The organism is Methylophaga sp. UBA2496 (assembly GCF_002341635.1).
Classification (GTDB): Bacteria; Pseudomonadota; Gammaproteobacteria; order Nitrosococcales; family Methylophagaceae; genus Methylophaga.
Map to the genome: position 1 here is coordinate 361,907 of NZ_DDOK01000003.1, position 24,289 is coordinate 386,195.

Below are 24,289 nucleotides of genomic sequence, written 5' to 3' on the forward strand. Positions count from 1 at the left end.
AAAGACATACAAGGCGAACACAACATGAACCTGCATGAGTATCAGGCAAAACAATTGTTTAACCGATATGGCATCGAGACACCCAAAGGACAGATGATATCCAGCTCTGATGAAGTAGCATCGGCCATAACGGCGATTGGTGGTCAACGTTGGGTGGTGAAGGCTCAGGTACACAGTGGGGGACGAGGTAAGGCCGGCGGTGTCAGAGTTGAAGACAGTCAATCAGCGGTAACTGACGCAGTAAATGCCATGCTGGGAAGTCAGCTGGTAACACATCAGACGACGGCCGAGGGGCTACCGGTTAATAAAGTCTGGATTGAGGCACCATCTGCAATTGAACGCGAACTCTATCTGGCTGTACTGGTGGACCGGGTGACACAGCGGGTAGTGTTTATGATTTCTGCCGAGGGTGGCATGGACATTGAAGAGGTAGCCGAGAAAACACCAGAGGCTATTCTGACGTTATATATCGAGCCGGTTGCTGGCTTGCAACCCTATCAATGTCGTCAAGCAGGTTTCTTTTTGCAGCTCACCGGTGCGGCGTTCAAACAACTGCAACAGCTGATGCAAAACCTGTATCAGCTGTTCTGTGAAAAAGATATCAGTCTGCTGGAAATCAACCCATTGGTGATAACCAATGCGGGTGATTTACTGGCACTGGACGCCAAAATCAACGTCGATGAAAATGCGTTATATCGCCATGCCGATTTGGCTGAATTATTTGATCCGACCCAGGAAAATCCTGCCGAAGTAATTGCCCGTGATTTCGGACTGAATTACATCGCTCTGGATGGCAATGTGGCGTGTATGGTAAATGGTGCTGGTCTGGCAATGGCCACCATGGATTTGATTCAGAAGCAGGGCGGAGAGCCGGCCAATTTTCTGGACGTTGGTGGCGGGACTACCGCGGATCGTGTTGCTGAAGCGTTTAAACTGATTTTATCAGACAAAAAAGTAAAATCCATCCTGGTCAATATTTTTGGTGGCATTGTGCGTTGTGATTTGATCGCACAAGGCATTATGCAAGCCGCTAAAGAAGTCGGTTTATCGTTACCGGTTGTGGTTCGGTTGGAAGGCACCAATGCCGATTTAGGGCGCACATTGCTGGAAAACAGTGGTATGAATCTGCGCGTAGCACAGGATTTAACTGAAGCAGCAGCTATGGCTGTCGCTGCGGCAGGGGAGTAATACAACGTGAGTATCTTGGTTAATAAAGACAGCAAAGTGATCTGTCAGGGATTTACCGGTAAACAGGGCACTTTTCATTCCGAGCAGGCCATTGCCTATGGCACCCAGTTTGTTGGCGGTGTAACGCCTGGTAAGGGCGGTCAATCACATTTAAATAAACCGGTCTTTAATACCGTGCATGAAGCGGTAACTGAAACAGGTGCTGATGCCAGTATGATTTATGTACCTGCAGCTTTTGCTGCCGATGCGATCCTCGAAGCGGCAGATGCCGGTATAAAGGTGATTGCCTGTATTACAGAAGGTATACCGGTACTGGATATGTTGCGGGTTAAACATGCATTGAAATCCTATGATGCCAGATTGATCGGACCAAATTGTCCGGGCCTTATCACGCCGGGTGAATGCAAAATCGGTATCATGCCGGGCAGCATTCATTTGCCGGGAAAAATCGGTATCGTCTCGCGTTCAGGAACACTGACCTATGAGGCGGTTTATCAAACCACGCAGAATGGATTAGGCCAAAGTACCTGTGTGGGAATAGGAGGCGATCCCATACATGGAATGAACTTCATTGATTGTCTGGAATTGTTTGAAGCTGATCCGCAAACCGAGGGTATTGTGATGGTCGGAGAAATCGGTGGTCAGGCCGAGGAAGATGCAGCGGAATATATCAAACAGTATGTCAGCAAACCGGTCGCAGCCTATATTGCCGGTTTAACCGCTCCTGCAGGCAAACGTATGGGGCATGCCGGGGCCATTATCAGTGGTGGTCAGGGTACCGCCAAGGCTAAATTAGCCGCATTGGAAGCCGCCGGTGTTGCCATTGCTGGATCCCCGGCAGAAATTGGTTCAACTATGCTGCAACTGATGGAAAGTTAATGGCCAATAATCAAATTCGGGTAGTGCTGGCACAAATCGATCCCATTGTTGGAGATGTGGCTGGCAATACCAGAAAGGTGATTGCTGCAACTCAGCAGGCGAGACAACAACATGCCGCTGAACTGGTGGTGTTTCCAGAATTATGTCTGACCGGCTATCCACCGGAAGATTTGTTATTAAGGCCTGGCCTGCTGAAGCGTGTTGATAAGTCACTAAAAACACTTTGTCAGCAAATAGACGATATCACGATTATTGTGGGTCACCCGTTAGGTGAAGTTGGTAAAGAGTTGTTTAATGTGGCTTCTGTCATCAGCAAACATCAGATTACCGCACAATACTTCAAACAAAAACTACCCAATTACGGGGTGTTTGATGAAAAGCGTTACTTCATCGAAGGCCATGAAGCCACCATCATTGAAATAAACCAGATTAAGATCGGTTTAACCATCTGCGAAGATATCTGGTTTGTCGAGCCAACGGCTCAGGCTGTGGATGCCGGGGCTGAAATCATTGTTAATTTGAATGCCTCTCCATTTAAGCAGGACAAAACGCTGTTGCGTGAGGCCGAAGTGTGCAAGCGGGCGCGGGAAAATAATGTCCCGATTTTATATGTGAACCAGATTGGTGGTCAGGATGAGCTGGTATTTGATGGCGCGTCATTTGCGGTCAATGCGTCAGGTGAAAAAAGCGTCCAGGCCATACAATTTGCAGCAGCATTGGTGCCAATTAAGGTGCACAAAACCGGACAGGAAGTTCAACTGGAAGGACCACAACAACCATTGATGGGTGAGCTGGAAACGGTATATAACGCTTTAGTTTGCGGTTTGCGGGATTATGTGGAAAAAAATCACTTTCCGGGTGTAGTCATCGGTTTATCCGGTGGCATTGATTCAGCTTTAACCATGGCGTTGGCCGTTGATGCACTTGGTGCTGAACGTGTACAGGCAGTGATGATGCCTTCACGCTATACCTCGCAAATCAGCCTGGATGATGCAGCAGAAATGGCCGCTATCCTGAACGTTCAATATCGGATAATTGGTATTGAAAATTTGTTTCGATCATTTCTGCATGAGTTGGAAGATGTTTTTGCGGGCACACAGCCGGATGGCACCGAAGAAAATATACAGGCCCGTTGTCGCGGAGTATTGCTGATGGCGATATCTAACAAAACAGGTGCTATGGTGCTTTCTACCGGTAATAAAAGTGAAATGGCCGTTGGTTATTCCACCCTGTATGGTGATATGGCAGGCGGTTTCTCGCCACTGAAAGATGTATATAAAACCCTTGTTTATAAGCTGGCGCATTACCGAAATAGCCTGGCCCGGGCGATCCCTGAACGAATTATTACGCGCCCACCTTCGGCAGAGCTTTCAGCCGATCAGCTGGATCAGGACTCATTGCCTGCATATGAAGTATTGGATGACATCCTGGAAGCCTATGTAGCGAATGATGGCTGTTTTGAGGATCTGGTCGCATCCGGATTTAATGCAGAAACGGTTGCACAGGTCATTAAAATGGTAGATCGTAGTGAATATAAACGGCGTCAGGCTCCGCCGGGAATTCGCATTACCGGCAGAGCATTTGGCAGAGATCGTCGCTATCCGATAACATCAGGTTATACCGTAACGTCAACTATAGAGTAGGCAATCACATGAAAAAAATCGAAGCCATTATTAAACCGTTCAAACTGGATGATGTACGTGAAGCATTGTCTGATATCGGGGTCACCGGTATGACGGTTTCCGAAGTCAAAGGTTTTGGCAGACAAAAAGGTCATACAGAACTGTATCGTGGCGCGGAATATGTTGTGGACTTTCTACCGAAAGTAAAAATGGAAATCGTGCTGGCAGATGATCAGGTGGATGCGTGTATCGAAGCCATTACCAAAGCCGCACATACCGGTCGGATTGGCGATGGCAAAATTTTTGTTTCACCTCTGGAACGAGCCATTCGGATCCGTACAGGTGAAGATGGCGAAGCGGCTATCTAAATTCAGCCGGCCAATAAAACGACGCTGTTAATCAAACAGCGTCGTTCTGCGTACATCGGCTACCCCTGTATGACCAGGGTAGTTTCTTTCCAAAACGCGTAATGCGTCTTCAGACAAATCATCCAGTTCCAGAATTTTATAAGCCTTGGCCATGATCACTAATGCATCCGGCATTGCTGGAGTGCGCGGGTAGTTCTCAATGACATACTTGGCACGGTTAGCGGCCGCAAGATATGACGCACGACGCATATAATAGTTGGCAACATGTAACTCATGTTGGGCTAAACGATTACGCAGATAAACAATGCGTTGAGCAGCATCATCACTGTAACGACTGGTTGGGAAACGATTTACCAGCGTTGTGAAATCACGCAGAGCCTGTAAGGCTGATCCGGGATCACGTTGTGTTTCATCGCGGGGAATATATTTTTCCAGAATACCCATATCGCGGTTGAAATTGATAAGCCCACGCAGGTACATGGCGTAATCAACGTTCTCGTTAAGCGGATAGACACGCATAAAACGATCCAATGTAGCGATAGCGGTTTCCGGCTCGTCTATTTTGTAATAGGCATAAGCCGAATCAAGTAATGCCTGTTGCGCATATTGACCAAATGGAAAACGCGCTTCCAGTTGTTCGTAGTATTCAATGGCTGTGCGGTAATCATTAATGTTTAAAGCCGCTTTGGCTTCGGCGTAAACCCGTTCTACGGTCCAGCTTTCTTCAGCAACTACAGGCTCTCTCCCTGAAAAGAAAGAACATGCAGTTAGTGTCAGCAACAGGAACAATGTCAGGATGTATTTCATCATTGGCTTCTATCTGTATCAAAACAAAAAATTACAGCCTGCGATTGTAGACTGTTTAACTTGGCAAAGCATCACCACGGACAGTTTATCTTTCAGTGTCACTAATGAAGGCTACTTTTTTTGTTCAACATTCCTCAGTAGTAACACTTGTCATGGAACATTGTACAATAGCTGCTGTTTATTCACCCTTAACTCTATAGGTTTGTAATGATTAGTCGTTTATTTATCGGTTTGGCCACTAGTTTATTAGTATTGCCAGTCGGTGCAACCACCTTTGAATTGCATGATGAGGAAACCCGTGTCATCGGACACAACCTCGTTGTTTACAGTCGACACGAAGATACTTTACTGGATATTGGTCGTAAATTTGATATGGGTTACACCGATATGGTTGCGGCGAATCCAAATCTGGATCCCTGGTTGCCAGGCGATAATCAACCGGTATTGATACCGAACAGATTCATTCTGCCTGATGCTCCCCAAAAAGGTGTCGTGATCAATATTCCGGAAATGCGATTATTTTATTTTCCGCCGAAACAGGCCAATCAAGCACAACAAGTCATCACTCACCCAATCGGTATTGGCCGTGAAGGCCGGGACACGCCTTTAGGTAAGCTATCTATTATTCAAAAACGTGAAAATCCTTCATGGACACCACCAGAATCTGTACGTAGAGAACATGCGGCAGAGGGCGATATCCTGCCAGCAGTTGTACCTCCTGGCCCGGATAATCCTCTTGGCACACGCGCTATACGTTTATCCAATCCAAGCTATTTGATTCATGGTACTGCCAAACCATACGGGGTTGGTTTACGAGTCAGTAGCGGTTGTATTCGTTTGTATCCGGAAGATATTGAACATTTGTATAGCCTGGTCTCATTAAACACCCAAGTGAATATTATTCATCATCCTTATAAAGCTGCCCTGTCTAACGGCAAGCTATATCTGGAAGCGCATAAGCCGATTCCTGAAATGTATGATGGAGTGAGCGGTAATATGACCCCCATGGTGATGGCCGTATTGGATGCACAGGATTCCGTGTTATCAGAACAGGACTGGCCCTTTGCTGAAGAGATTGTCATGTCTACGCATGGTGTCGTTAAGCAGCTTAATCAGCAAGAAGAAAAGATTGTTGATAATGTCTGGTTTGTACATGGCGGTTTAAAGTTGGAAACCGGCGCAAAAATGCGCAAAGCATTACAGGAATTGAATATGCAGGACAAATTCTGGCCATTGAGAAATAAAGCGATTGATGAAGTAGTAGTAGGGCCGTTTGATAGTCTGCAAGCTGCGCGTGAAGCGGCGGATAGAATTTCTGCGGCAGCAGGTATTCCAGTTTGGCCTGCGCATCTGTCAGAAGAAATGTTCTGACAAAACAGCAAACGGCAGAATCAAAAAAGCCGGGATAAATCCCGGCTTTTTTGTTTTAGCTTTGAAAATAATTGTTTAGATTATTTGCTCATTGCTTTTTCAAACATACGGTCGATTTTTGCACAGCAAGCATCAACTTGTGCTTGTGCATCTTCAGCCGCTTTTTGAGCATTCATTGCAGCCAGTTCAGCGTCAGAAGCTGTACGTTGTGCAGTATCAGCAGTACTTTGCGCGTTGCGAGCTGCAACTAAAGCAGAATCAGCTGTTGATTGTGCAGATTCTACTGAACCTTTTAATGCTTCCATTTCAGCAGTATTTGCACATGCAGTCAGTAATGCCAAAGGCAGGATAACGGCGCTCAGTTTAGCTAATGATTTCATTTGTATCTCCTTAAAGTGTACTAGGGTTGGTAGCATTTCCATTTCGTTTGTAAATGCAGGCCTGTCAAAAGGCTAGCAGGAAATATTTCTGCTGTCTATTGCCACAAATTTAAACTGCGAATCGGTGGCGATAGTTGCTATAATTATGCTCTCTTTTTTTGGACTGGAATAGTATTTACTATTTCTGTCGCATTCTTTTTTTTGCTCTGGAAAAATTTGTTCTATGCATCCGATGCTGAATATAGCCGTACGTGCGGCTCGTCAGGCAGGTAGCCTGATTATGCGCTCCTTACAACATGTCGATCATTTAGAGGTTACCGCTAAGGGATTGAATGATTTTGTGACTGATGTTGACCGCCTGGCGGAACAGGAAATCATTAACACGATAAAAAAATCTTATCCGGATCATGCCATCATGGCAGAAGAGTCCGGTGAAACCGGACAAAATGATGTGGTCTGGATAATTGATCCATTGGATGGAACGACAAATTATCTGCATAGTTTTCCGCATTATTGTGTATCAATTGCTGTGATGGTCAAAGGTCGTATTGAACATGCGGTAGTGTTTGACCCGATGCGTGATGAATTATTTACGGCCAGTCGCGGTGAAGGTGCTCAATTAAATGACCGTCGCTTACGTGTCAGTAAACGTAAAGATCTCAATGGCGCGTTAATTGCCACCGGTTTTCCTTTCAAATATCCGCAACATTTAGATGCTTATATGCAGATGTTTTCCGCGGTTTTACCAAAAGTGGCGGATATTCGTCGCGCCGGTTCGGCAGCACTTGATTTAGCGTATGTCGCTGCTGGACGTGTCGATGGTTATTGGGAAATCGGCCTGGAAAACTGGGATGTGGCTGCAGGAAAATTGCTGGTTGAAGAAGCGGGTGGTTCGGTGACGAACTTTACCGGCGGTGACAAGGTTTTAGATAAAGGGCACGTTATTGTCGGCAACTTATCAATCCATGCTCATCTGCAAAAATGTATTGCCCCGTTTGTGATGGACAATCTGAAGTGATTGAGGTCCCCAACGGGACATTTTTTAACAGCGCATGCCAGACATGCCTTAATGAACTGATTTTATGAGTAATAATTCTAGAGATATAAACAAACTACGTAACATCGCCATCATCGCCCACGTCGATCATGGTAAAACGACCCTGGTTGATCAGCTGCTGCGTCAGTCCGGTACCTTCAGTGAACATGAAGAGTTACAGGAACGCGTAATGGACTCCAACGATCTGGAACGCGAGCGTGGTATTACCATTCTCTCCAAAAACACAGCCATCCGCTGGAATGACTACCGTATCAATATCGTTGATACACCTGGCCATGCTGATTTTGGCGGTGAAGTTGAACGCGTTCTGTCGATGGTCGATTCAGTCTTATTGCTGGTTGATTCATCAGAAGGACCTATGCCGCAAACGCGTTTTGTCACACAAAAAGCATTAGCTTTGGGTCTGAAGCCTATCGTGGTTATCAACAAGATTGATAAACCAAGTGCTCGTCCGGGCTGGGTCTTGGATCAAACGTTTGATCTGTTTGCCAATCTGGATGCCACTGACGAGCAGTTAGACTTTGATGTCATTTATGCATCAGGCCTGAATGGTTTTGCCGGTCTGGAAGATACCGTTCGTGACGGTGATATGACACCGTTATTTCAACTGGTTGTTGATAAGGTTAGTCCGCCAGCGGTTGATGCGGATGGCCCTTTCCGTATGCAGGTTACCTCGCTTGATTACAACAGCTATGTCGGTGTTATCGGTATCGGCCGCATTGAGCGTGGCAAAGTGAAAACCAATACCCCTGTTACAGTCGTTGACCCGGAAGGCAAAAAACGCAATGGTCGAGTGATGCAGGTCATGGGCTTTATGGGGTTACGTCGCGAAGAAGTTGAAGAAGCACATGCTGGCGACATTATTGCGTTTACTGGTCTGGACCCGCTAAATATTTCTGACACTTTATGTGATCCGAATGCTGTGGAAGCGCTCCCCCCGTTGAGCGTTGATGAACCGACAGTGACGATGACCTTCCAGGTCAACAATTCTCCGTTTGCCGGTAAAGAAGGTAAATTTGTCACCACTCGTCAAATTAAAGAACGTCTGGATCGTGAGTTAATTCATAACGTCGCATTGAAAGTAGAACAGCTGGTCGATGACCCGGATAAATTCCGTGTTTCTGGCCGGGGTGAATTACATCTTTCGGTATTGATTGAAAATATGCGTCGCGAAGGTTTTGAGATGGGGGTTTCCCGTCCTGAGGTTATTATTCGTGAAGTTGATGGTGTTAAAGAGGAACCTTATGAAGCGGTGACTATTGATGTGGAAGACACGCATCAAGGCACTGTGATGGAAAAAATGGGTACCCGTGGTGGCGAACTAAAAGATATGTCACCAGATGGTAAAGGCCGAGTGCGTCTCGACTTTATTATTCCGTCACGCGGTTTGATTGGTTTCCGTACAGAGTTTTTAACTGCTACCCAAGGTACTGGTTTGATTTACAGCGTATTTGATCACTACGCACCGGTGAAAGCGGGCACTTTTGGGAAACGCATTAATGGTGTTTTGATTGCCAATGGTGTCGGTAAAGCGGTGGCATTTGCCATCTTTAACTTGCAGGATCGTGGGCGCATGTTTATTGGCCATGGCGATGAAGTCTATGAAGGCATGGTGATTGGTATTCACTCACGTGATAACGATTTGGTGGTCAACCCTCTCAAGGGTAAACAATTAACCAACATGCGTGCATCAGGTTCTGACGAAGCGGTGACACTGGTTCCACCCATTCGTATGAGTTTGGAACAGGCGCTGGAATTTATCGGTGATGATGAATTACTGGAAGTGACTCCTAAATCCATCAGAGTACGTAAGAAATTCCTGCTGGAACATGAGCGCAAACGTGCTTCACGCGGTTAGGTCAGGTTGATCTTTCATACCCTGGCTGTATCACCAACGGAACAAGAAAGGGTATCCTATATCGGATGCCCTTTTTTTTGAGGTAAACCATGCGAATTTTGATCCTGCTGGCGATAGGCCTGCTTTTATATGTCATTTTCCGGAATTTATACCGGCAGATAAAAAATGAGAGGCGAATCGAGAAAACAGAAAAAATGGTGCGCTGTGAACAATGTGGCTTGCATTTGTTAGAGCAGGAAGCAATACAGAAAAATCAGCATTATTTTTGTACTACCGAGCATCTTGAGGCTTATCAGCACCAAAAATAATGGCTGGCGAATATTTCACCACCACTAAATCAGAACAGGATCAGGCTTCCTGGCGAGCGCTGACCTTCTTTTCCGGCTACCGTTTATTTCTGGCAGCTATTCTGTTTGTGGTTTTTTACCTTGAGTTAACACCGGAATTCATCGGGAATAAATATCCCTTATTACATCATTATGTCAGCCTGACCTATCTGATGGTTGCTGTATTGTTGATGATATTTTCCAGTCGACACTGGGGTATATTTGTCACGCAGTGCAGTATTCAGCTGATTATCGATATTATTGCGCTGGCGCTGATTATTCATGCGGCAGGCGGTTTGCAAAGTGGTCTGGGGGCACTACTTGTCGTGGTTGTCGTGGCAGGTGGTGCGCTGATTCCTGGCCGACTGGCCGTTTTTATTGCAGCCATAGCGACCTTATCGGTTTTACTTGAAGCGGTTTATGCTGAATTGACCGGGATAGGTCAAAGCCATTTTGCTCAAGCCGGTATGCTGGGGGCGATATTCTTTATTACGGCGCTTTTGGCGCATCTGCTCTCACGAACCATGCAGCGATCCCAGTTGCTGGCGGAACAGCAAGCTCAGGATTTGAATAAACTGGCAAGCCTGAATCAACACATCATCAGCAGAATGCAGGTGGCTGTTTTGGTTCTGGATGAGCAGGGAAAAGTCACACTTTGTAATCAATCTGCTGCTCAGTATATGGGAATAGAAGACGCTCCCTCACAGTTTTTACTAAAACAATATGTACCGGAGCTGGCTGATCAGATCTGGCGTTGGAAACAACATTTACCGGATGCCTTTGAACCTTTTCAGGCCAGGGCTGATTTACCTGAATTATTAGCGCGAGCCACGCAGCTTGATTCAGGAGAAGTTTTGGTGTTTATCGAAAATACCACGGCATTGGCACAGCAAGCCCAGCAATTAAAACTCGCTTCGTTGGGACGTTTAACAGCCAGCATCGCTCATGAGATTCGTAACCCTTTGAGTGCTATCAGCCATGCCGGAGAGCTGCTGGCGGAATCGTTAAGTCATGATGCGTCAGTCAGCAAGCTTACCGGAATCATTCAACGACATAGTGTCCGGATGAACAGCATTATCGAAACCATTTTAGAAATGAGTCGGCGTAAAAATGTTGAGCCTACCGTAGTGGTATTGAGTCCGTGGCTGGAAAAACTGGTAGAAGAGTATTGCGAAATAAAACATATCCCGGCCCGGCAAATCGCGTTGATTTCGTCGGTGCCGCTGGCACGTATTTGCACTGATGAAGAACAATTGCATCAGGTGATGTGGAATTTGATTGATAATGCATGGCACTATGCTGATAAAGAGCAGGAGCAGCCAGTAGAAATCCGTATCACACTGCAAGCCGACGATATCAATATCGATGTTATTGATAATGGTGCTGGTGTCAGCCCACAGGCAATGCAACATTTATTTGAGCCGTTTCATTCTGAACGGAGCGGTGGAACAGGGTTGGGACTGTACCTGGCCCGTGAGTTATGCCAGGCCAATGGAGCCAGACTAAACTATCTGCATGAGTTCGGTAGTTGTTTCAGAATCAGTTATCCAATGCAAAGACAAGAGTTTATTCAATGAATCCACAAGCGTTGATTGTCGATGATGAGCCAGACATTCTTGACTTACTGTCAATGACCTTGTCTGGCATGTCGATAGATTGTGTTTCGGCCGAAACTATCGCAGAAGCGGAAAGACTGTTGTCACAGCAATCATTTGATTTATGTTTCACCGATATGCGATTACCGGATGGTGATGGATTACAGCTGGTCAAAAAAATCCAGGAAAGTCATCCTGACCTACCCGTTGCGGTTATTACAGCCTATGGCAATATGGATTTAGCCGTGACCGCTTTGAAGTCCGGTGCGTTCGATTTTGTTTCCAAACCTTTGAAGTTGCAGGTTTTACGTGAACTGGTGGAAGCGGCATTAAAATTGTCACCTAATCGACCCCATAAAATCGAACGGCGATCCAGAGACCGTTTACTGGGTGAAACGGAGCTGATGCGTGAACTGCGTGGCAAAGTGGCCAAATTGGCCCGAAGTCAGGCACCGGTTTATATCAGTGGTGAATCCGGTACGGGTAAGGAATTGGTGGCCAGATTAATTCATGATTTGGGAGCGCGCTCTGAAAAAGCATTTGTGCCGGTGAATTGTGGCGCTATTCCCAACGAGTTGGTAGAAAGCGAATTCTTTGGCCACAAAAAAGGGGCTTTTACCGGAGCTGTTGCTGATAAACAGGGATTATTCCAGCATGCACATGGCGGCACGTTATTTCTCGATGAAGTTGCTGACTTACCATTAATGATGCAAGTCAAACTGCTAAGGGCAATTCAGGAAAAAGCGATTCGTCCGGTAGGTGGTCATGATGAAATTAATGTCGATGTCAGGATTTTATCGGCGACGCATAAAAATCTGGCGGAATGCGTCGAAAAAGGGACCTTTCGCCAGGATTTATTCTATCGGCTGAATGTCATTGAACTACATGTACCGCCATTAAGAGAACGTCAGGCTGATATTCAATTGTTAGCTGAACATATCCTGAAAAAACTGGCGGGTAAAACCCATTCTGCGGTCACTACATTAACGGCTGAAGCCATGACGGCTTTGCAACAATATCCCTTTCCGGGAAACGTTCGTGAACTGGAGAATACGCTGGAGCGGGCGTTGACCTGGGCAGAGGGGACACGGATTTCGGCAGAGGATTTGATGCTGCCAGCTATAACACAACCCAATGGTAACGCCTTTACCATCCCTGAAACAGGTATATCTATATCTGCCCCCGCTCTGAATCAGGACTTGGAAAGTCATCTGGAAGAACAGGAGCGGGCCATTATTGAAAAAGCACTTAATGAAACCCGCTGGAATAAAACTGCTGCGGCAAAACGTTTAGGGATTACTTTCCGGGCGTTGCGCTATAAACTTAAAAAGCTTGATCTAGAGTAACCCTTCCCTCGCCGGGGCAGAAGCTTGAACCTGTTCCAGCAGCGTCCCGTCGTTTAAAAACAACTGTTGTTCCGCACCTTCCAGTTTTAGACTTAGTTGCAGTAATAACTGGTCATCATGGCCATGAACAGCCCTGACGATATGGCCGACCACCGCACCTTCTTTATCGTTAACCGTTTCACCCACCGCAGGAATGTCAGCTTTGTTTGCAACAGCGTGAAACAAACGACGTTTTGGTTCACCCAGATAGTGCAGGCGAGCGACTACTTCCTGTCCCGGATAGCAGCCTTTACGGAAACTGACACCGCCAATTAAATCCAGGTTAACTTGTTGCGCCGTAAACAGTTCGCGACTTTCTGGCACAATCAGCGGAATGCCTGCCTCAATTTCACTAATATGCCAGCTGGCTTCTGCTGCAAGCTGCCATTCCTGGTCCAGCAAAATTTCAATTCTGGAACCCATTTGTTCTGCTGAGTGAATCAATAAAGCAGATGACGGTACAGTTAATGGAATGGCATGATCGACCGGAGCATTGCCCAATAAAGCACAGACGGATAACTGTTCACTGCTATCTGCAACCTCAACTTTGCTGCGTAATTTAAACATCTGCAGTCTTTGCGCCAGAAAAGCGCATTGGCTTCTGGGTAACACTAACTGATAACTCTCTTGTGTTTTAATCAGCAGGAAAAGTGCCAGCAGGCGTCCTTTTGGATTACACATTGCTGAAATCTGACATGTCTGCTGAGTGAGTTGGTTTACATCATTTGTCAGTAAATTCTGTAAAAAACCTGTAGCTTCTTCACCGCTTACCGTTATCACCCCATAACTTGGTAATGGAATCAGATAATGGGTATCACTACTGCTTTCTGCGAGTCCGGCAGAAGCCTGTTGATGCAAAATGGATTGATAGTCAGCGGTCATGAATTTACTCTTATGGATAGCATGAAGAAGGACGAGTCATTGTAGCGAGTTTGCGGCATTAGCGAAAATAAGGGATGAAGATGCAGGAAAAAGGATTTTATCTGCCATTAACCCGATCACGGTATATCGTTATTTACAGTTTTCTAGTGCATATTCTGGCAGTGCTGAGCATATCGCTGCTAGCGGTGAGCATGATAGTGAAAATACTGTTGGTCACGGTGGTTTTAATTAGTCAGGTTTTACATAGTTACCGATTGGGTATTGTTGGTGAATATAGCAAACGCCCTGTCGCGCTCCGGACTTTCAGTGAAGAATATTGGCAGATCCGCTATGCCGATAATTCTCTGATTCCTAATCTTGTTCTGGAGTCAGCCTGGGTCACACGCTTTGCTGTCATAATCACGTTCAAACCACCTGATAAGCGAAGCCTGTCGATACTGGTCGTTAAAGATGCTGTCGATAAAGAACAGTTTCGACAGTTACGAGTGAGAATCAGACTGGCTTTTTTCCGGCAATAATACTATTACTGACCGCGGTATCAGACATTTCAGGATAATCAAGAGTGTAGTGCAGGCCCCGACTTTCCTTGCGCTGCAATGCAGATTCGATGATGAGTTCAGCCACATCTGCGAGATTCCGTAATTCCAGTAAATCGTTGCTGATATGGTGCTGACTGTAAAACTCATTAATTTCCTGCTGTAGCAGAAACAGACGCTGGCGAGCACGATTGAGCCGTTCAGTACTGCGCACAATGCCCACATAATCCCACATAAAGCGGCGCAATTCGTCCCAGTTGTGGCTAATGGCAACGGCTTCTTTAGCCGGATTTACACGGCTGTCATCCCAATGTGGAATATTTTCAGGAAACGGTTTTTTCGAAAGCGTGGCGATATCTTTTGCAGCTGCATCGGCGAAGACCAGGCATTCCAGCAACGAGTTGCTGGCCATGCGATTGGCACCATGCAATCCGGTATGTGCAGTTTCTCCAATAGCATACAACCCCTCAATATCGGTACGCCCGCGCATATCGGTCATAATGCCGCCACAGGTGTAATGGGCTGCCGGCACCACTGGAATGGGTTCTTTTGCCATATCGACACCAAATTTCAGGCAACGCTTATAGATAGTGGGGAAGTGGGTTGTAATAAATTCTTTGGGTTGATGACTGATATCCAGATACACACAATCCTGCCCCAACCGCTTCATTTCGTGGTCGATTGCCCGGGCAACAATATCTCTTGGCGCCAGTTCAGCCTGAGGATGAAATGCCGGCATAAATCGGGTGCCATCGGCTAATTTCAACGTGGCACCTTCGCCACGCAATGCTTCGGAAATTAAAAAGGATTTGGCTTTCGGATGAAATAAGCAGGTCGGGTGAAACTGGATAAATTCCATATTGGCGATTCGACAGCCGGCACGCCAGCCCATGGCAATTCCATCGCCGGTCGATACGTCTGGATTACTGGTATATAAATACACTTTTCCGGCACCTCCCGTGGCGAGCACAGTGACGGGGGCCAAAAAGGTTTTGGGTTGATCTTTTTTGATATCCAGCACATAACAGCCCAGGCAACTATTCTCTTCAGTGGCCAGATGTTTGTGCGCAGTAATCAAATCAATACCGATATGATAAGGAAATAACGAAATATTCGGATGCGCCTTGGCTTTATCCAGCAGAGTTGTTTCCACCGCCCGACCGGTTGCATCAGCCGAATGAATCACCCGTCGATGACTGTGACCACCTTCCTGAGTCAGATGATAAGTCTCGGTGGTCATATCATCTCGGGTAAAAGAAACACCCTGTTCAATCAGCCACTCGACACTTTCCCGCGCATGTTCAACGGTAAAACGTACGACATCTTCATCGCATAATCCGCCGCCGGCGCGCAAAGTATCATCAATATGGGATTGCAAAGAATCGGCTTTATCGAGTACAACTGATATGCCGCCTTGAGCATAAAGCGAAGCACCTTCCTCAAGCTGGCTTTTGGATAGAACGGCAACACGGGCCTTGTCTGCCATCTTTAAAGCCAGGGTCAGACCTGCTGTTCCGCTGCCGATAATCAGCAGATCAAAATGATGAGTTGTCGTCATGGGTCCTGTTAAAGGTAGAATGCCAACAATTATTGTGCACTGATTGTGGAACAAAAATAAATGACATTGGTCAATCTAGCATTAAACAGAAATTGTCTCCGGCTTGTCGGAGTAGGCCGGATAAATAAATGAACGTGGATCAGGAATTAGTTCAGCGGGTACAGGCGGGCGACAAAAAGGCGTTTGATCTGCTGATAATGAAGTACCAACAGCGAATCATACATGTGATAACCGGATTTGTGCATGACCCAGTTGAAGCAATGGATGTAGCGCAGGAAGCTTTTATTAAAGCTTATCGTGCGTTGCCGAACTTTCGCGGGGACAGCGCGTTCTATACGTGGCTTTATCGTATCGCTATCAATACCTCTAAAAATCATCTTACTGCCAGTTCGCGTCGACCACCGATGAGTGATGTCGATGCTATGGATGCAACAAATTATTACGATGCACCCGAACTTAAGGAATTTGAGACCCCTGAAAACAGTCTCATGTGTGTAGAGTTGGAAGAGGCTATCCAGCAAGCAATTGAAGATTTGCCGGAAGATACCGCTACAGCTATCAAGTTGCGAGAATTTGAAGGTATGAGTTACGAAGAAATCGCGGAAGCGATGGATTGTCCGATCGGCACCGTCCGGTCAAGAATATTCAGGGCTAGGGAAGCTATCGATAAACAAGTTAAGTCAGTGATGGGTGAAGAGGAATAATAATGGCAATTAATCATCTCGAATTAGTGTCTGCTTTGGTTGATGGCCAGCTGACCGGTAGTGAACTCGAACAGGCATTGGAATTAATTAATAATGACAGCAGCGCCCGTGAAGCATTTATGCGCTATCAGCAAGCAAGCGATATATTGCATGGCTATACAAGAAGCATTAATCAACGTCCACTGGATTTGACATTCCGTATATCAACTGCATTGGATAATGAACCCGCTTACACGATTGCAACAGAAACAAAATCAACAGCAAAACTGTTCCGTTTCCCTGATAACTTCTGGAAACAGGCCACTGGGTTGGCGATGGCCGCTTCAGTGGGGGCACTTGCCGTCGTGGGCGTGGTTCAGCAACAATCCGGTTTTGATAATATGCCGGTGGCCAGTGTGGTAGCCAACGAAGCACCTGCTACCATGATTAGTCAGTCGAACCGGTGGACAGTCGCTGAGCCGGAAGTCGAAGACAGACTGAATAATTATCTGGTTGACCATAACGAGTATGTTGGTACATCAGGCATGTTTTCTTATGGACGTGTCGTTTCCTATGGCACGGAGCGATAAAGATGCGCCAGGTATTTCGTTTTTGCGTTGCGCTGTTGGTGTTGTTTATTCCAACAGTACAGGCTGAGTCTGCTTCGATAGAATTACTTGAGCGAATGAGTCAGGCAGCTAAGCAACTCAACTATGAAGGTGTTTTTGCCTACCAAAGTGGCAAAACATTCCAGTCGGTACGTATTTATCACCGTAATAATGACGGTACCGAATCAGAAAGGCTTATTTCACTTAATGGCGCTGCCAGGGAAGTAATCCGTTCAAACGATACGGTTACCTGTATTAATCCTGATGGTAAACAAATCAATGTCAGTCAGCGTCCTTTAGGCCGAGGATTTCCAAGCGATTTACCTCGTCGTCTTCGCTCGGCGACACCTTTCTATGAATTAACATTGGAGGGCGAGGATCGTATCGCCGGCAAATTAACTCAGAGATTGGAAATCAAACCTGTAGATAGTTATCGTTATGGCTATCGATTGTGGATGGATAAAGAAACCGATTTGCTGCTTAAATCAGAATTGATAGGTGAAAATAAAGAAGTACTCGAAACCTTTGAATTTACGGATATAGAAACCGGCATTGAGATACCGGATGCATCTTTGAAAGCACAAATGTCAGGCAATGAAATGGTATGGCACCGCACCGAACCTGGCGAAATGACAACACAGGATTTAGTCGCTTTCTCCAACTGGCAGGCAAAATGGTTACCTGATGGTTTTACCCTGGTGGCTCATCAAAACAGATTACGTGCCAACAATGGGGCACACATAGAACAGCGTGTCTATAGCGACGGGTTAAGCTCAGTTTCCGTGTTTATCGAAAAAATGCGTGCGCAACACAATCATTTTCATGGTGGTTCTCATATGGGGGCCGTGAATGCATTTGGTAGCGTCATTCACGCGCATTTTGTAACGGTTGTGGGTGAAGTACCTGCGGTAACAGTAGAGAAAATTGGTGCAGCCATCGAATATGCCGGTCCTGAATCCCGATGATCGAACAAAAAGCTACGGTCATCCGTTCTGATGAGTCAACCATCTGGCTGCAAGCTGAACGTCAATCCACCTGTGATAAATGTCAGGTTAAAAAAGGCTGTGGTACCGGGTTGCTAAGTGAACATGTCGGTCGACGTTTTTCGACGATTGCCGTTCCTAAAAAACAGACGGTGCAACCTGGACAGCAGATGAATGTCTCAATTCCTGAGGAAGCATTATTGCATGGTGCTTACATGATGTATCTTCTGCCAATACTGTTCATGTTTGCAGGCGCGGTAGCCAGCCGTTTTATGTTTGCAAACGAACTGGTGGAAATTATTGCCGGACTGGCTGGTCTGATGCTTGGATTTTATTGGGTCAAAAACCGACTTAAAAATCAGAAAATTGCCATCGAAACTCAAATCATAGAGGAAAAATAATGACGCAATACAAAACAACAGGTGCAATGGTTATGGCATTGCTGATGTGGTTAATGTTGAGTTCAGCTGTTCAGGCAAGGGGAGGTTTACCTGAGTTTACCGAACTGGTAGCCGAGAATGGCGATGCCGTCGTTAATATAAGTACTAAAAGTAAACCAAGTGAAAATACTGCTGGCGGGCCACTTCCATCATTACCTCCCGGTATGGAAATGCCTGAAGGCACACCATTTGATGATTTTTTCAGACGCTTTTTTGGCGACCCTTCTCAGCCACGTGCCCCAATGCCAAGTTCATTAGGCTCTGGTTTTGTACTTTCATCTGATGGATTTATTCTGACAAACCATCATGTCATCAAAGATGCCGATGAAATCATCGTGCGTTTCAGTGACCGTACTGAGCTAGTTGCAGAATTGCTTGGTAGTGATGAGCGTAGCGACGTGGCGTTGTTAAAGGTTGATGCTGAAGGCATGAACCTGAAAGCGGTTAAATTAGGCGATTCAAATGACCTGAAAGTGGGAGAGTGGGTTTTAGCCATCGGTTCACCTTTTGGTTTTGATTATTCCGCAACAGCGGGGATTGTCAGCGCTTTAGGACGCAGTTTACCGAGTGATAGCTATGTCCCATTTATTCAAACGGATGTGGCGATTAATCCGGGTAACTCGGGTGGTCCGTTATTTAATCTTGATGGTGAGGTTATTGGTATCAATTCACAGATATACAGCCGTACCGGTGGGTTTATGGGGGTTTCATTCGCAATACCTGTCGACACTGTAATGAATGTGGTTGAGCAAATTAAAGATAAAGGTTATGTCAGCCGCGGTTGGTTGGGTGTGGTCATCCAAGATGTAACACGTGAACTGGCTGAATCATTCGGACTGAGTAAACCTCGTGGTGCTTTGGTTTCTCGTGTCGTTGCAGGCAGTCCTGCTGAGAAGGCCGGTTTTGAAGCGGGTGACGTTATTCTCAAGTTTGATGATCGTAATGTTGATGCTTCCTCCGATCTTCCGCCTATCGTCGGTCGAACCGAGATTGGTAAAAAATCGAAAGCGGAAATTATTCGTAATAACAAGAAAATGACGATTTCCGTTACAGTGGAAGAATTACCGGAAGATGAACAGATTGCCAGCGGAAGCGGGCCTAAAATTAGCCAGTTCTATGATAATCGTCTGGCCATGGAAGTCACTGATTTATCGGCTGAGCAGCGCGCTGAGTTAGGACCAAATCAAAGCGGTGTCACAGTGAGAAAAATTGAGTCTGGGCCTGCTGTAGAAGCCGGTATTGCTCCCGGTGACATTATTCTCAGTATAAATAATGAGAAGATTACAGACGCTAAACAGTTTATTGAACTGGCTAAAAAGCTGCCGACCAATAAAGCGATTCCCGTGTTGGTACAACGTTCCGGAGCTTCGCAGTTCCTGGCGTTAAAAATTCCGGAATAATGTATAAGCAGCTTATGTAATAAATTATTCTTGGCAAGTTTAAAAGGCAGTTGATGGAATTCTATCAGCTGCCTTTTTTATTGTTTGCAATAAGGATGGAATAAAACAAAGTTTCATATTTTGGTGATTGGCTTTATCATTAATGATAATTATTATCATCTAGATGAGTTGAACTTCGTATTCCATGTCAGATAAAAAGAATTTCCACAGCAATATTCTGGTAATTGAAGATGATCTGGTTTTAAATCATCAATTAAAACAGCTACTTGAAAAGAAAAGTTTTAGAGTTATCCAATGCTTTAACGGTGAAGAGGGGCTACTTAAAGCTGTAAGCGGTCAATTTGACCTGATTCTGCTGGATGTCAGCTTGCCTGGACGTGACGGTTATTCGGTATTGAATACGCTGCGACAAAGTCGACAAACTCCGGTGCTCATTCTGACGGCTCATGGTGCCGAAGAGGAACGCATTATGGGGTTTAAAAACGGCGCTGACGATTATTTGCCAAAGCCATTTAATTTCACTGAACTGGTGCTGCGTATTGAAGCGATCCTGCGAAGAGTCAGAGCTATCGACCATCCACATCAGGAAAATTCTGTTTTGGAGCATGAAGGTCTGATGCTGGATAGAAAAAAACAGAAAGTATTTTTTCATGAACAAGTTGTACAACTGACGCCTATCCAGTTCAAATTATTATGGACGTTGACGCAACATGCCAATCATCTGTTAAGCAAACCACAATTGTATCGACTCGTGATGGAACGCGATTTCAGTCGTTACGATCGAAGCCTGGATATGCATATGAGCCGGGTCAGACGTAAATTGATTGATGTCGGTATGCCGGTGGACAGGCTGCAAACCGTTCACGGAACAGGTTATATGCTGTTATGAAACGTCGTCTGTTCTGGAAATTATGTGCGACGATTACGATTGGTACCATTGCCTTGTTCTGGATAATCCATCATTTGATTCTGCGCACTGAGCAGCATATGAGTTTTATTGATAAACAATATCAGCAACAGTTAGTCGACTATGCCAGAAAGGCAGAAGAATTGTATATAAAAGGCGAGGTAGAAAAACTGGCCGACTGGATCAATACCATCAAACAGCGAGAAGATACCTGGGTTGCACTGGTAAGATCACAGCTTACCCCGTTGGCAGACAGCGAAATGGACGATTACTTTATTAATAATTTCGCTTTGGGCCGGGATATTACATGGAAAATACATCTGTATTTTGCTCAGAATCCCATTATGGATGTCACTTTTGCAGATAGACATACTCACTTTCTGATCCGTCTGCCACAACGCATGCGTCCCGGAGGATATTGGACTTATGCCAGTCTGTTATTACAAATAGCCTTGCCTATGTTACTGATGGCTATCCTGAGCTTAGTGATTTACCGGCATGTCATCTCGCCTTTAAGACAACTTGAAAAAGCCACTAAACAATTCAGCGATGGCGATTTTGCCGTACGAGTGCGTGATGATTTGGGTAAACGTAACGATGAAATTGCAATACTGGCCAGTACGTTCGATAGCATGGCAGAAAGGATAGGAGAGCAGATTCAGACTCAGCGCCACCTGACTTCAGATTTATCACATGAATTACGTACTCCCTTAACACGGGTTGAGCTGGCACTAAGCATCGCTGAACAGACCAGCCCGGACAATGAAGCGCTGCAGCGGATTCGATATGAATGCCAGCAGATGCGAGAATTAGTTGAAGATGCGTTAACACTTGCCTGGTTAGAGAACGAGCGACCGGCTTTACGTCACGAGTCACTCGATCTGACCGATCTGATCGACAGTATTGTGGAAAATGCACGATTTGAATTCCCCGAACATGTGATTATTGTGAAGATGCCGGAAACAGCTTGTCTTCATCAAACAAGTGATCGAGCGTTAGGCCATGCTATTGAAAATATACTGCGTAATGCACTGTCATACACCCCGTTATCCGGGACTGTCAGCATAACTCTGCACCAGCATTCCGATCGTTATGATTTGCTGATTGATGATCAGGGACCGGGTGTGCCTGAACAGCACCTGCAAAATATCTTCAAACCTTTCTTCCGCCTGCACAGTTCTCACCCGAATGAACATAAAGGCTTTGGCGTGGGACTAGCCCTTGCCAGGCGACAAGTGGAAGCGACGGGGGGGGAGTTATGGGCACAAATTCATCAATTCGGTGGATTAACGATGATCATGCAGTTGCCCATAACCGCTAAAAGTTAACATCTTGATCACCTGCCAATTGTAACAATTGTAAATTTGGTTTTAATCTCCGTTCACTCTGACTAGAATGCGAATCTGTTTTATTTGATAATGATTATTATTCGCGAGGTTAAAGTGAAAATAAACCGGAGTGTTGTAAGTCGTCCGACTATATTGACGTTGGCAATAGCCGCTGCTTTATCAGGGCCGGCGGTTTGGGCTGCTGAAAAGGACAATGTGCAACTGGATGTTGTAAAAGTGACCGGCCAATCGATTAGCTTAGATAATAATAGCGTTGATGCAGATCAGATCGAAAAAATGCAGGCCAATGACTTGGCTGACCTATTCCGCCATTCTCCGGAGGTTACTGTAGGTGGCGGTGTGCCGATCGGCCAGAAACTCTACATCCGTGGCATTGAGGATAAACTTTTAAATGTGTCAATTGATGGTGCTAGCCAAGGCGGCAGTTTATACCACCATAATGGCCGTATCACGATCGAGCCAGAATTGCTGAAGCGGGTTGATGTAAGTGCCGGTGCCGGTTCGGCATTAAATGGCCCGGGTGCATTGGGGGGCGCGGTTAAATTTATTACTAAAGATCCAACTGACATGCTCAAACCCGGTAAAGATTTCGGTGCCTTACTCAAGGCAGGATATTTCAGTAATACAGACAGTTTTAAAACCAACACCAGTCTGTTCGGTCGTGTATCAGATAGTATCAGCGCTATGGTCTCTTATACCAAAGCGGATATAGATGACTATGAAGATGGTAATGGTATTGAACGCATTGGCACTGGCTCAGACCAGGATTTCCTGTTTACCAAGGTCGTTGGTGAAATTACTGATAGCCAGACAGTTCGGTTGAGTTACGAAAAACGCAAGGATGAAGGCGACCGTGCTGCCCGACCTCAGTGGATTGTGTCAGAAGGCTTTAATGATCTTTATCAAATGGATCTGGAGCGTGAAACCATTACGCTGAATTATGACTTCAACCCTGCTGATAATCCGTGGGTTGATAGCAAGGTGACACTGTTTAATACTGAATCCGAGTTATATCAGAATGGTCGCTTTGGACCTTACTATGGTTTTATCAAAAGTAAGGGAATGGATATACGTAATACCAGTGTGATTGGCATAAATTCAGTCATCTATGGATTTGACTATCGAGAAGATGAAACACGTGCCGGTGCCGAAACCAACAGACGTGAAGCAAAAGAAACAGGCAAGGTGAAAGGCATTTATATCCAGGATGCTATTCAACTGACTGATGCGCTGCTTTTATCTGCAGGCCTTCGCTACGACAAATATGAACTTGAAGATAATAATGGTCTTGAGCTGAATGAGAGTGAAATAAGCCATAACATTGGTCTGAATTATGAAGTCTCGGACTCAGTCAATGTGTTTGCAAGTTATGCTGAAGCCTTCAGAGGCCCGATGGCACAGGATGCATTCAAACTGGATGGGTGGGCAAAAGACCCGAATCTCAAGCCAGAAGATGCTGATAACACGGAAGTCGGCATTGCTTATGATGATTCCCGTTTATTTGCTTCCGCAAAACTATACAAAACAAATATCGATAATTTGATTGCTGATCCCATTGGCAGACCAAACTTATATGAAAATGTTGGTGATTTAGAGTCAAAAGGTTATGTACTTGAAGCAGGTTATCGCTGGACTCAGTTACTTGCCAGTCTGAGTTTCCATCATAACAAAGCTGAAGTGGGTGAATTAGATGCCAATGCCTATGATCACGGTGGCATTGCCAATAGTATCGGTAATACCTGGTCAGCCAAACTGGATTATCAGCTGAATAGTACCTGGTCTTTTGGTTGGAACGGACATTTTGTCGAGCGATTAAAAGATGTCAAAACCTCTCAAGGCGACTTGGATAAACCGGGTTATGCCATTCATGACCTTTATGCGCAATGGTTACCCATGCAAAGTCAGGATTTACGAGTCACCTTAACCGTCAATAACCTGTTTGATAAAGATTATCTTAATCATGCCACCAACGCAGATTTCAGCCAGTTTGCCGATTTTGAAAATATTATCGGTTTGCCTGATCCCGGTCGTGATGTTCGATTAAGCGTGGCCTGGCAGTTCTAATCCATCAAGCTGTATCCCCTGAATGAAGGTTTGATGATTTTGG

The 24,289-nt window shown here is 45.6% G+C and carries 23 protein-coding genes; 19 read left to right on the plus strand and 4 right to left on the minus strand.

From position 1 onward, the window contains the following. Positions 1–24: 24 nt before the first annotated feature. Genes sucC through B2W60_RS02605 form a run of 4 tightly spaced genes read left to right on the plus strand, consistent with a single transcriptional unit; the run spans position 25 to position 4,057 of the window. The gene (gene sucC, locus B2W60_RS02590; protein WP_292361705.1) at positions 25–1,188 is read left to right on the plus strand and encodes an ADP-forming succinate--CoA ligase subunit beta; all 1,164 of its coding nucleotides are present in this window, start codon (positions 25–27) and stop codon (positions 1,186–1,188) included. Positions 1,189–1,194: 6 nt separating this feature from the next. Beyond that, entirely contained in the window at positions 1,195–2,067 is an 873-nt protein-coding gene (sucD, locus tag B2W60_RS02595) for a succinate--CoA ligase subunit alpha (protein ID WP_292361706.1), read from the plus strand. Then, entirely contained in the window at positions 2,067–3,710 is a 1,644-nt protein-coding gene (locus B2W60_RS02600) for an NAD+ synthase (protein WP_292361707.1), read from the plus strand. Before sucD ends, B2W60_RS02600 begins: the two co-directional genes overlap by 1 nt. A gap of 8 nt (positions 3,711–3,718) precedes the next feature. Then, the gene (locus B2W60_RS02605; RefSeq protein ID WP_292355467.1) at positions 3,719–4,057 is read left to right on the plus strand and encodes a P-II family nitrogen regulator; all 339 of its coding nucleotides are present in this window, start codon (positions 3,719–3,721) and stop codon (positions 4,055–4,057) included. A gap of 27 nt (positions 4,058–4,084) precedes the next feature. Here the strand turns inward: B2W60_RS02605 and B2W60_RS02610 are convergent, their stop codons facing one another. After that, positions 4,085–4,867, minus strand: a complete 783-nt coding sequence (locus B2W60_RS02610; protein ID WP_292361708.1) for an outer membrane protein assembly factor BamD — start codon at positions 4,865–4,867, stop codon at positions 4,085–4,087. A gap of 204 nt (positions 4,868–5,071) precedes the next feature. Between B2W60_RS02610 and B2W60_RS02615 the strand changes: the two genes are divergently transcribed. Next, positions 5,072–6,235, plus strand: coding sequence for a L,D-transpeptidase family protein (locus B2W60_RS02615; RefSeq protein WP_292361709.1), 1,164 nt, complete (start codon positions 5,072–5,074; stop codon positions 6,233–6,235). Positions 6,236–6,315: 80 nt separating this feature from the next. Here the strand turns inward: B2W60_RS02615 and B2W60_RS02620 are convergent, their stop codons facing one another. After that, positions 6,316–6,615, minus strand: coding sequence for an Lpp/OprI family alanine-zipper lipoprotein (locus tag B2W60_RS02620; RefSeq protein ID WP_226073992.1), 300 nt, complete (start codon positions 6,613–6,615; stop codon positions 6,316–6,318). A gap of 223 nt (positions 6,616–6,838) precedes the next feature. Here B2W60_RS02620 and suhB point away from each other — a divergent pair, with 223 nt between their 5' ends. The 5 genes from suhB to B2W60_RS02645 all read left to right on the plus strand — a co-directional run bounded on the left by suhB (position 6,839) and on the right by B2W60_RS02645 (position 12,797). Next, entirely contained in the window at positions 6,839–7,633 is a 795-nt protein-coding gene (gene suhB / locus B2W60_RS02625) for an inositol-1-monophosphatase (RefSeq protein WP_292361710.1), read from the plus strand. 64 nt (positions 7,634–7,697) lie between these two features. After that, positions 7,698–9,530, plus strand: a complete 1,833-nt coding sequence (typA, locus tag B2W60_RS02630) for a translational GTPase TypA (RefSeq protein ID WP_292361711.1) — start codon at positions 7,698–7,700, stop codon at positions 9,528–9,530. A gap of 89 nt (positions 9,531–9,619) precedes the next feature. After that, on the plus strand, positions 9,620–9,838 hold the full coding sequence (locus B2W60_RS02635; protein ID WP_292361712.1) for a PP0621 family protein: 219 nt from the start codon (positions 9,620–9,622) through the stop codon (positions 9,836–9,838). Next, entirely contained in the window at positions 9,838–11,433 is a 1,596-nt protein-coding gene (locus B2W60_RS02640) for a sensor histidine kinase (protein ID WP_292361713.1), read from the plus strand. Before B2W60_RS02635 ends, B2W60_RS02640 begins: the two co-directional genes overlap by 1 nt. Continuing rightward, on the plus strand, positions 11,430–12,797 hold the full coding sequence (locus B2W60_RS02645; RefSeq protein WP_292361714.1) for a sigma-54-dependent transcriptional regulator: 1,368 nt from the start codon (positions 11,430–11,432) through the stop codon (positions 12,795–12,797). The genes B2W60_RS02640 and B2W60_RS02645 overlap by 4 nt, the downstream gene beginning before the upstream one ends. On the opposite strand, the gene B2W60_RS02650 is transcribed toward B2W60_RS02645, so the two are convergent. Beyond that, complete coding sequence (locus tag B2W60_RS02650) at positions 12,789–13,718, minus strand: YgfZ/GcvT domain-containing protein (protein ID WP_292361715.1); 930 nt, start codon at positions 13,716–13,718, stop codon at positions 12,789–12,791. The genes B2W60_RS02645 and B2W60_RS02650 overlap by 9 nt on opposite strands. 80 nt (positions 13,719–13,798) lie before the next feature. On the opposite strand from B2W60_RS02650, the gene B2W60_RS02655 reads away from it, so the two are divergent. Beyond that, complete coding sequence (locus B2W60_RS02655; RefSeq protein WP_292361716.1) at positions 13,799–14,236, plus strand: protein YgfX; 438 nt, start codon at positions 13,799–13,801, stop codon at positions 14,234–14,236. Here B2W60_RS02655 and nadB read toward each other — a convergent pair. Beyond that, on the minus strand, positions 14,211–15,812 hold the full coding sequence (gene nadB / locus B2W60_RS02660; protein WP_292361717.1) for an L-aspartate oxidase: 1,602 nt from the start codon (positions 15,810–15,812) through the stop codon (positions 14,211–14,213). The two genes, B2W60_RS02655 and nadB, sit on opposite strands and share 26 nt — an antisense overlap. A 128-nt stretch (positions 15,813–15,940) precedes the next feature. Between nadB and rpoE the strand changes: the two genes are divergently transcribed. The 8 genes from rpoE to B2W60_RS02700 all read left to right on the plus strand — a co-directional run bounded on the left by rpoE (position 15,941) and on the right by B2W60_RS02700 (position 24,246). Next, positions 15,941–16,516, plus strand: a complete 576-nt coding sequence (rpoE, locus tag B2W60_RS02665) for an RNA polymerase sigma factor RpoE (RefSeq protein ID WP_292355489.1) — start codon at positions 15,941–15,943, stop codon at positions 16,514–16,516. Between the two features lie 2 nt (positions 16,517–16,518). Continuing rightward, positions 16,519–17,085 carry a sigma-E factor negative regulatory protein gene (locus tag B2W60_RS02670; protein WP_292361718.1) on the plus strand — a complete coding sequence of 189 codons (567 nt, stop codon included), beginning with the start codon at positions 16,519–16,521 and terminating at the stop codon, positions 17,083–17,085. Between the two features lie 2 nt (positions 17,086–17,087). After that, complete coding sequence (locus B2W60_RS02675; RefSeq protein WP_292361719.1) at positions 17,088–18,068, plus strand: MucB/RseB C-terminal domain-containing protein; 981 nt, start codon at positions 17,088–17,090, stop codon at positions 18,066–18,068. Then, on the plus strand, positions 18,065–18,487 hold the full coding sequence (locus B2W60_RS02680) for a SoxR reducing system RseC family protein (RefSeq protein WP_292361720.1): 423 nt from the start codon (positions 18,065–18,067) through the stop codon (positions 18,485–18,487). The genes B2W60_RS02675 and B2W60_RS02680 overlap by 4 nt, the downstream gene beginning before the upstream one ends. Beyond that, a complete protein-coding gene (locus tag B2W60_RS02685) occupies positions 18,487–19,926 on the plus strand; it encodes a DegQ family serine endoprotease (RefSeq protein WP_292361721.1) in 1,440 nt (479 codons plus the stop codon). The genes B2W60_RS02680 and B2W60_RS02685 overlap by 1 nt, the downstream gene beginning before the upstream one ends. Positions 19,927–20,110: 184 nt before the next feature. Beyond that, entirely contained in the window at positions 20,111–20,815 is a 705-nt protein-coding gene (locus B2W60_RS02690) for a response regulator transcription factor (protein ID WP_292361722.1), read from the plus strand. Then, entirely contained in the window at positions 20,812–22,161 is a 1,350-nt protein-coding gene (locus tag B2W60_RS02695; RefSeq protein WP_292361723.1) for a sensor histidine kinase, read from the plus strand. The genes B2W60_RS02690 and B2W60_RS02695 overlap by 4 nt, the downstream gene beginning before the upstream one ends. Before the next feature lie 114 nt (positions 22,162–22,275). Beyond that, positions 22,276–24,246, plus strand: coding sequence for a TonB-dependent receptor domain-containing protein (locus B2W60_RS02700; protein WP_292361724.1), 1,971 nt, complete (start codon positions 22,276–22,278; stop codon positions 24,244–24,246). Positions 24,247–24,289: the final 43 nt, after the last annotated feature.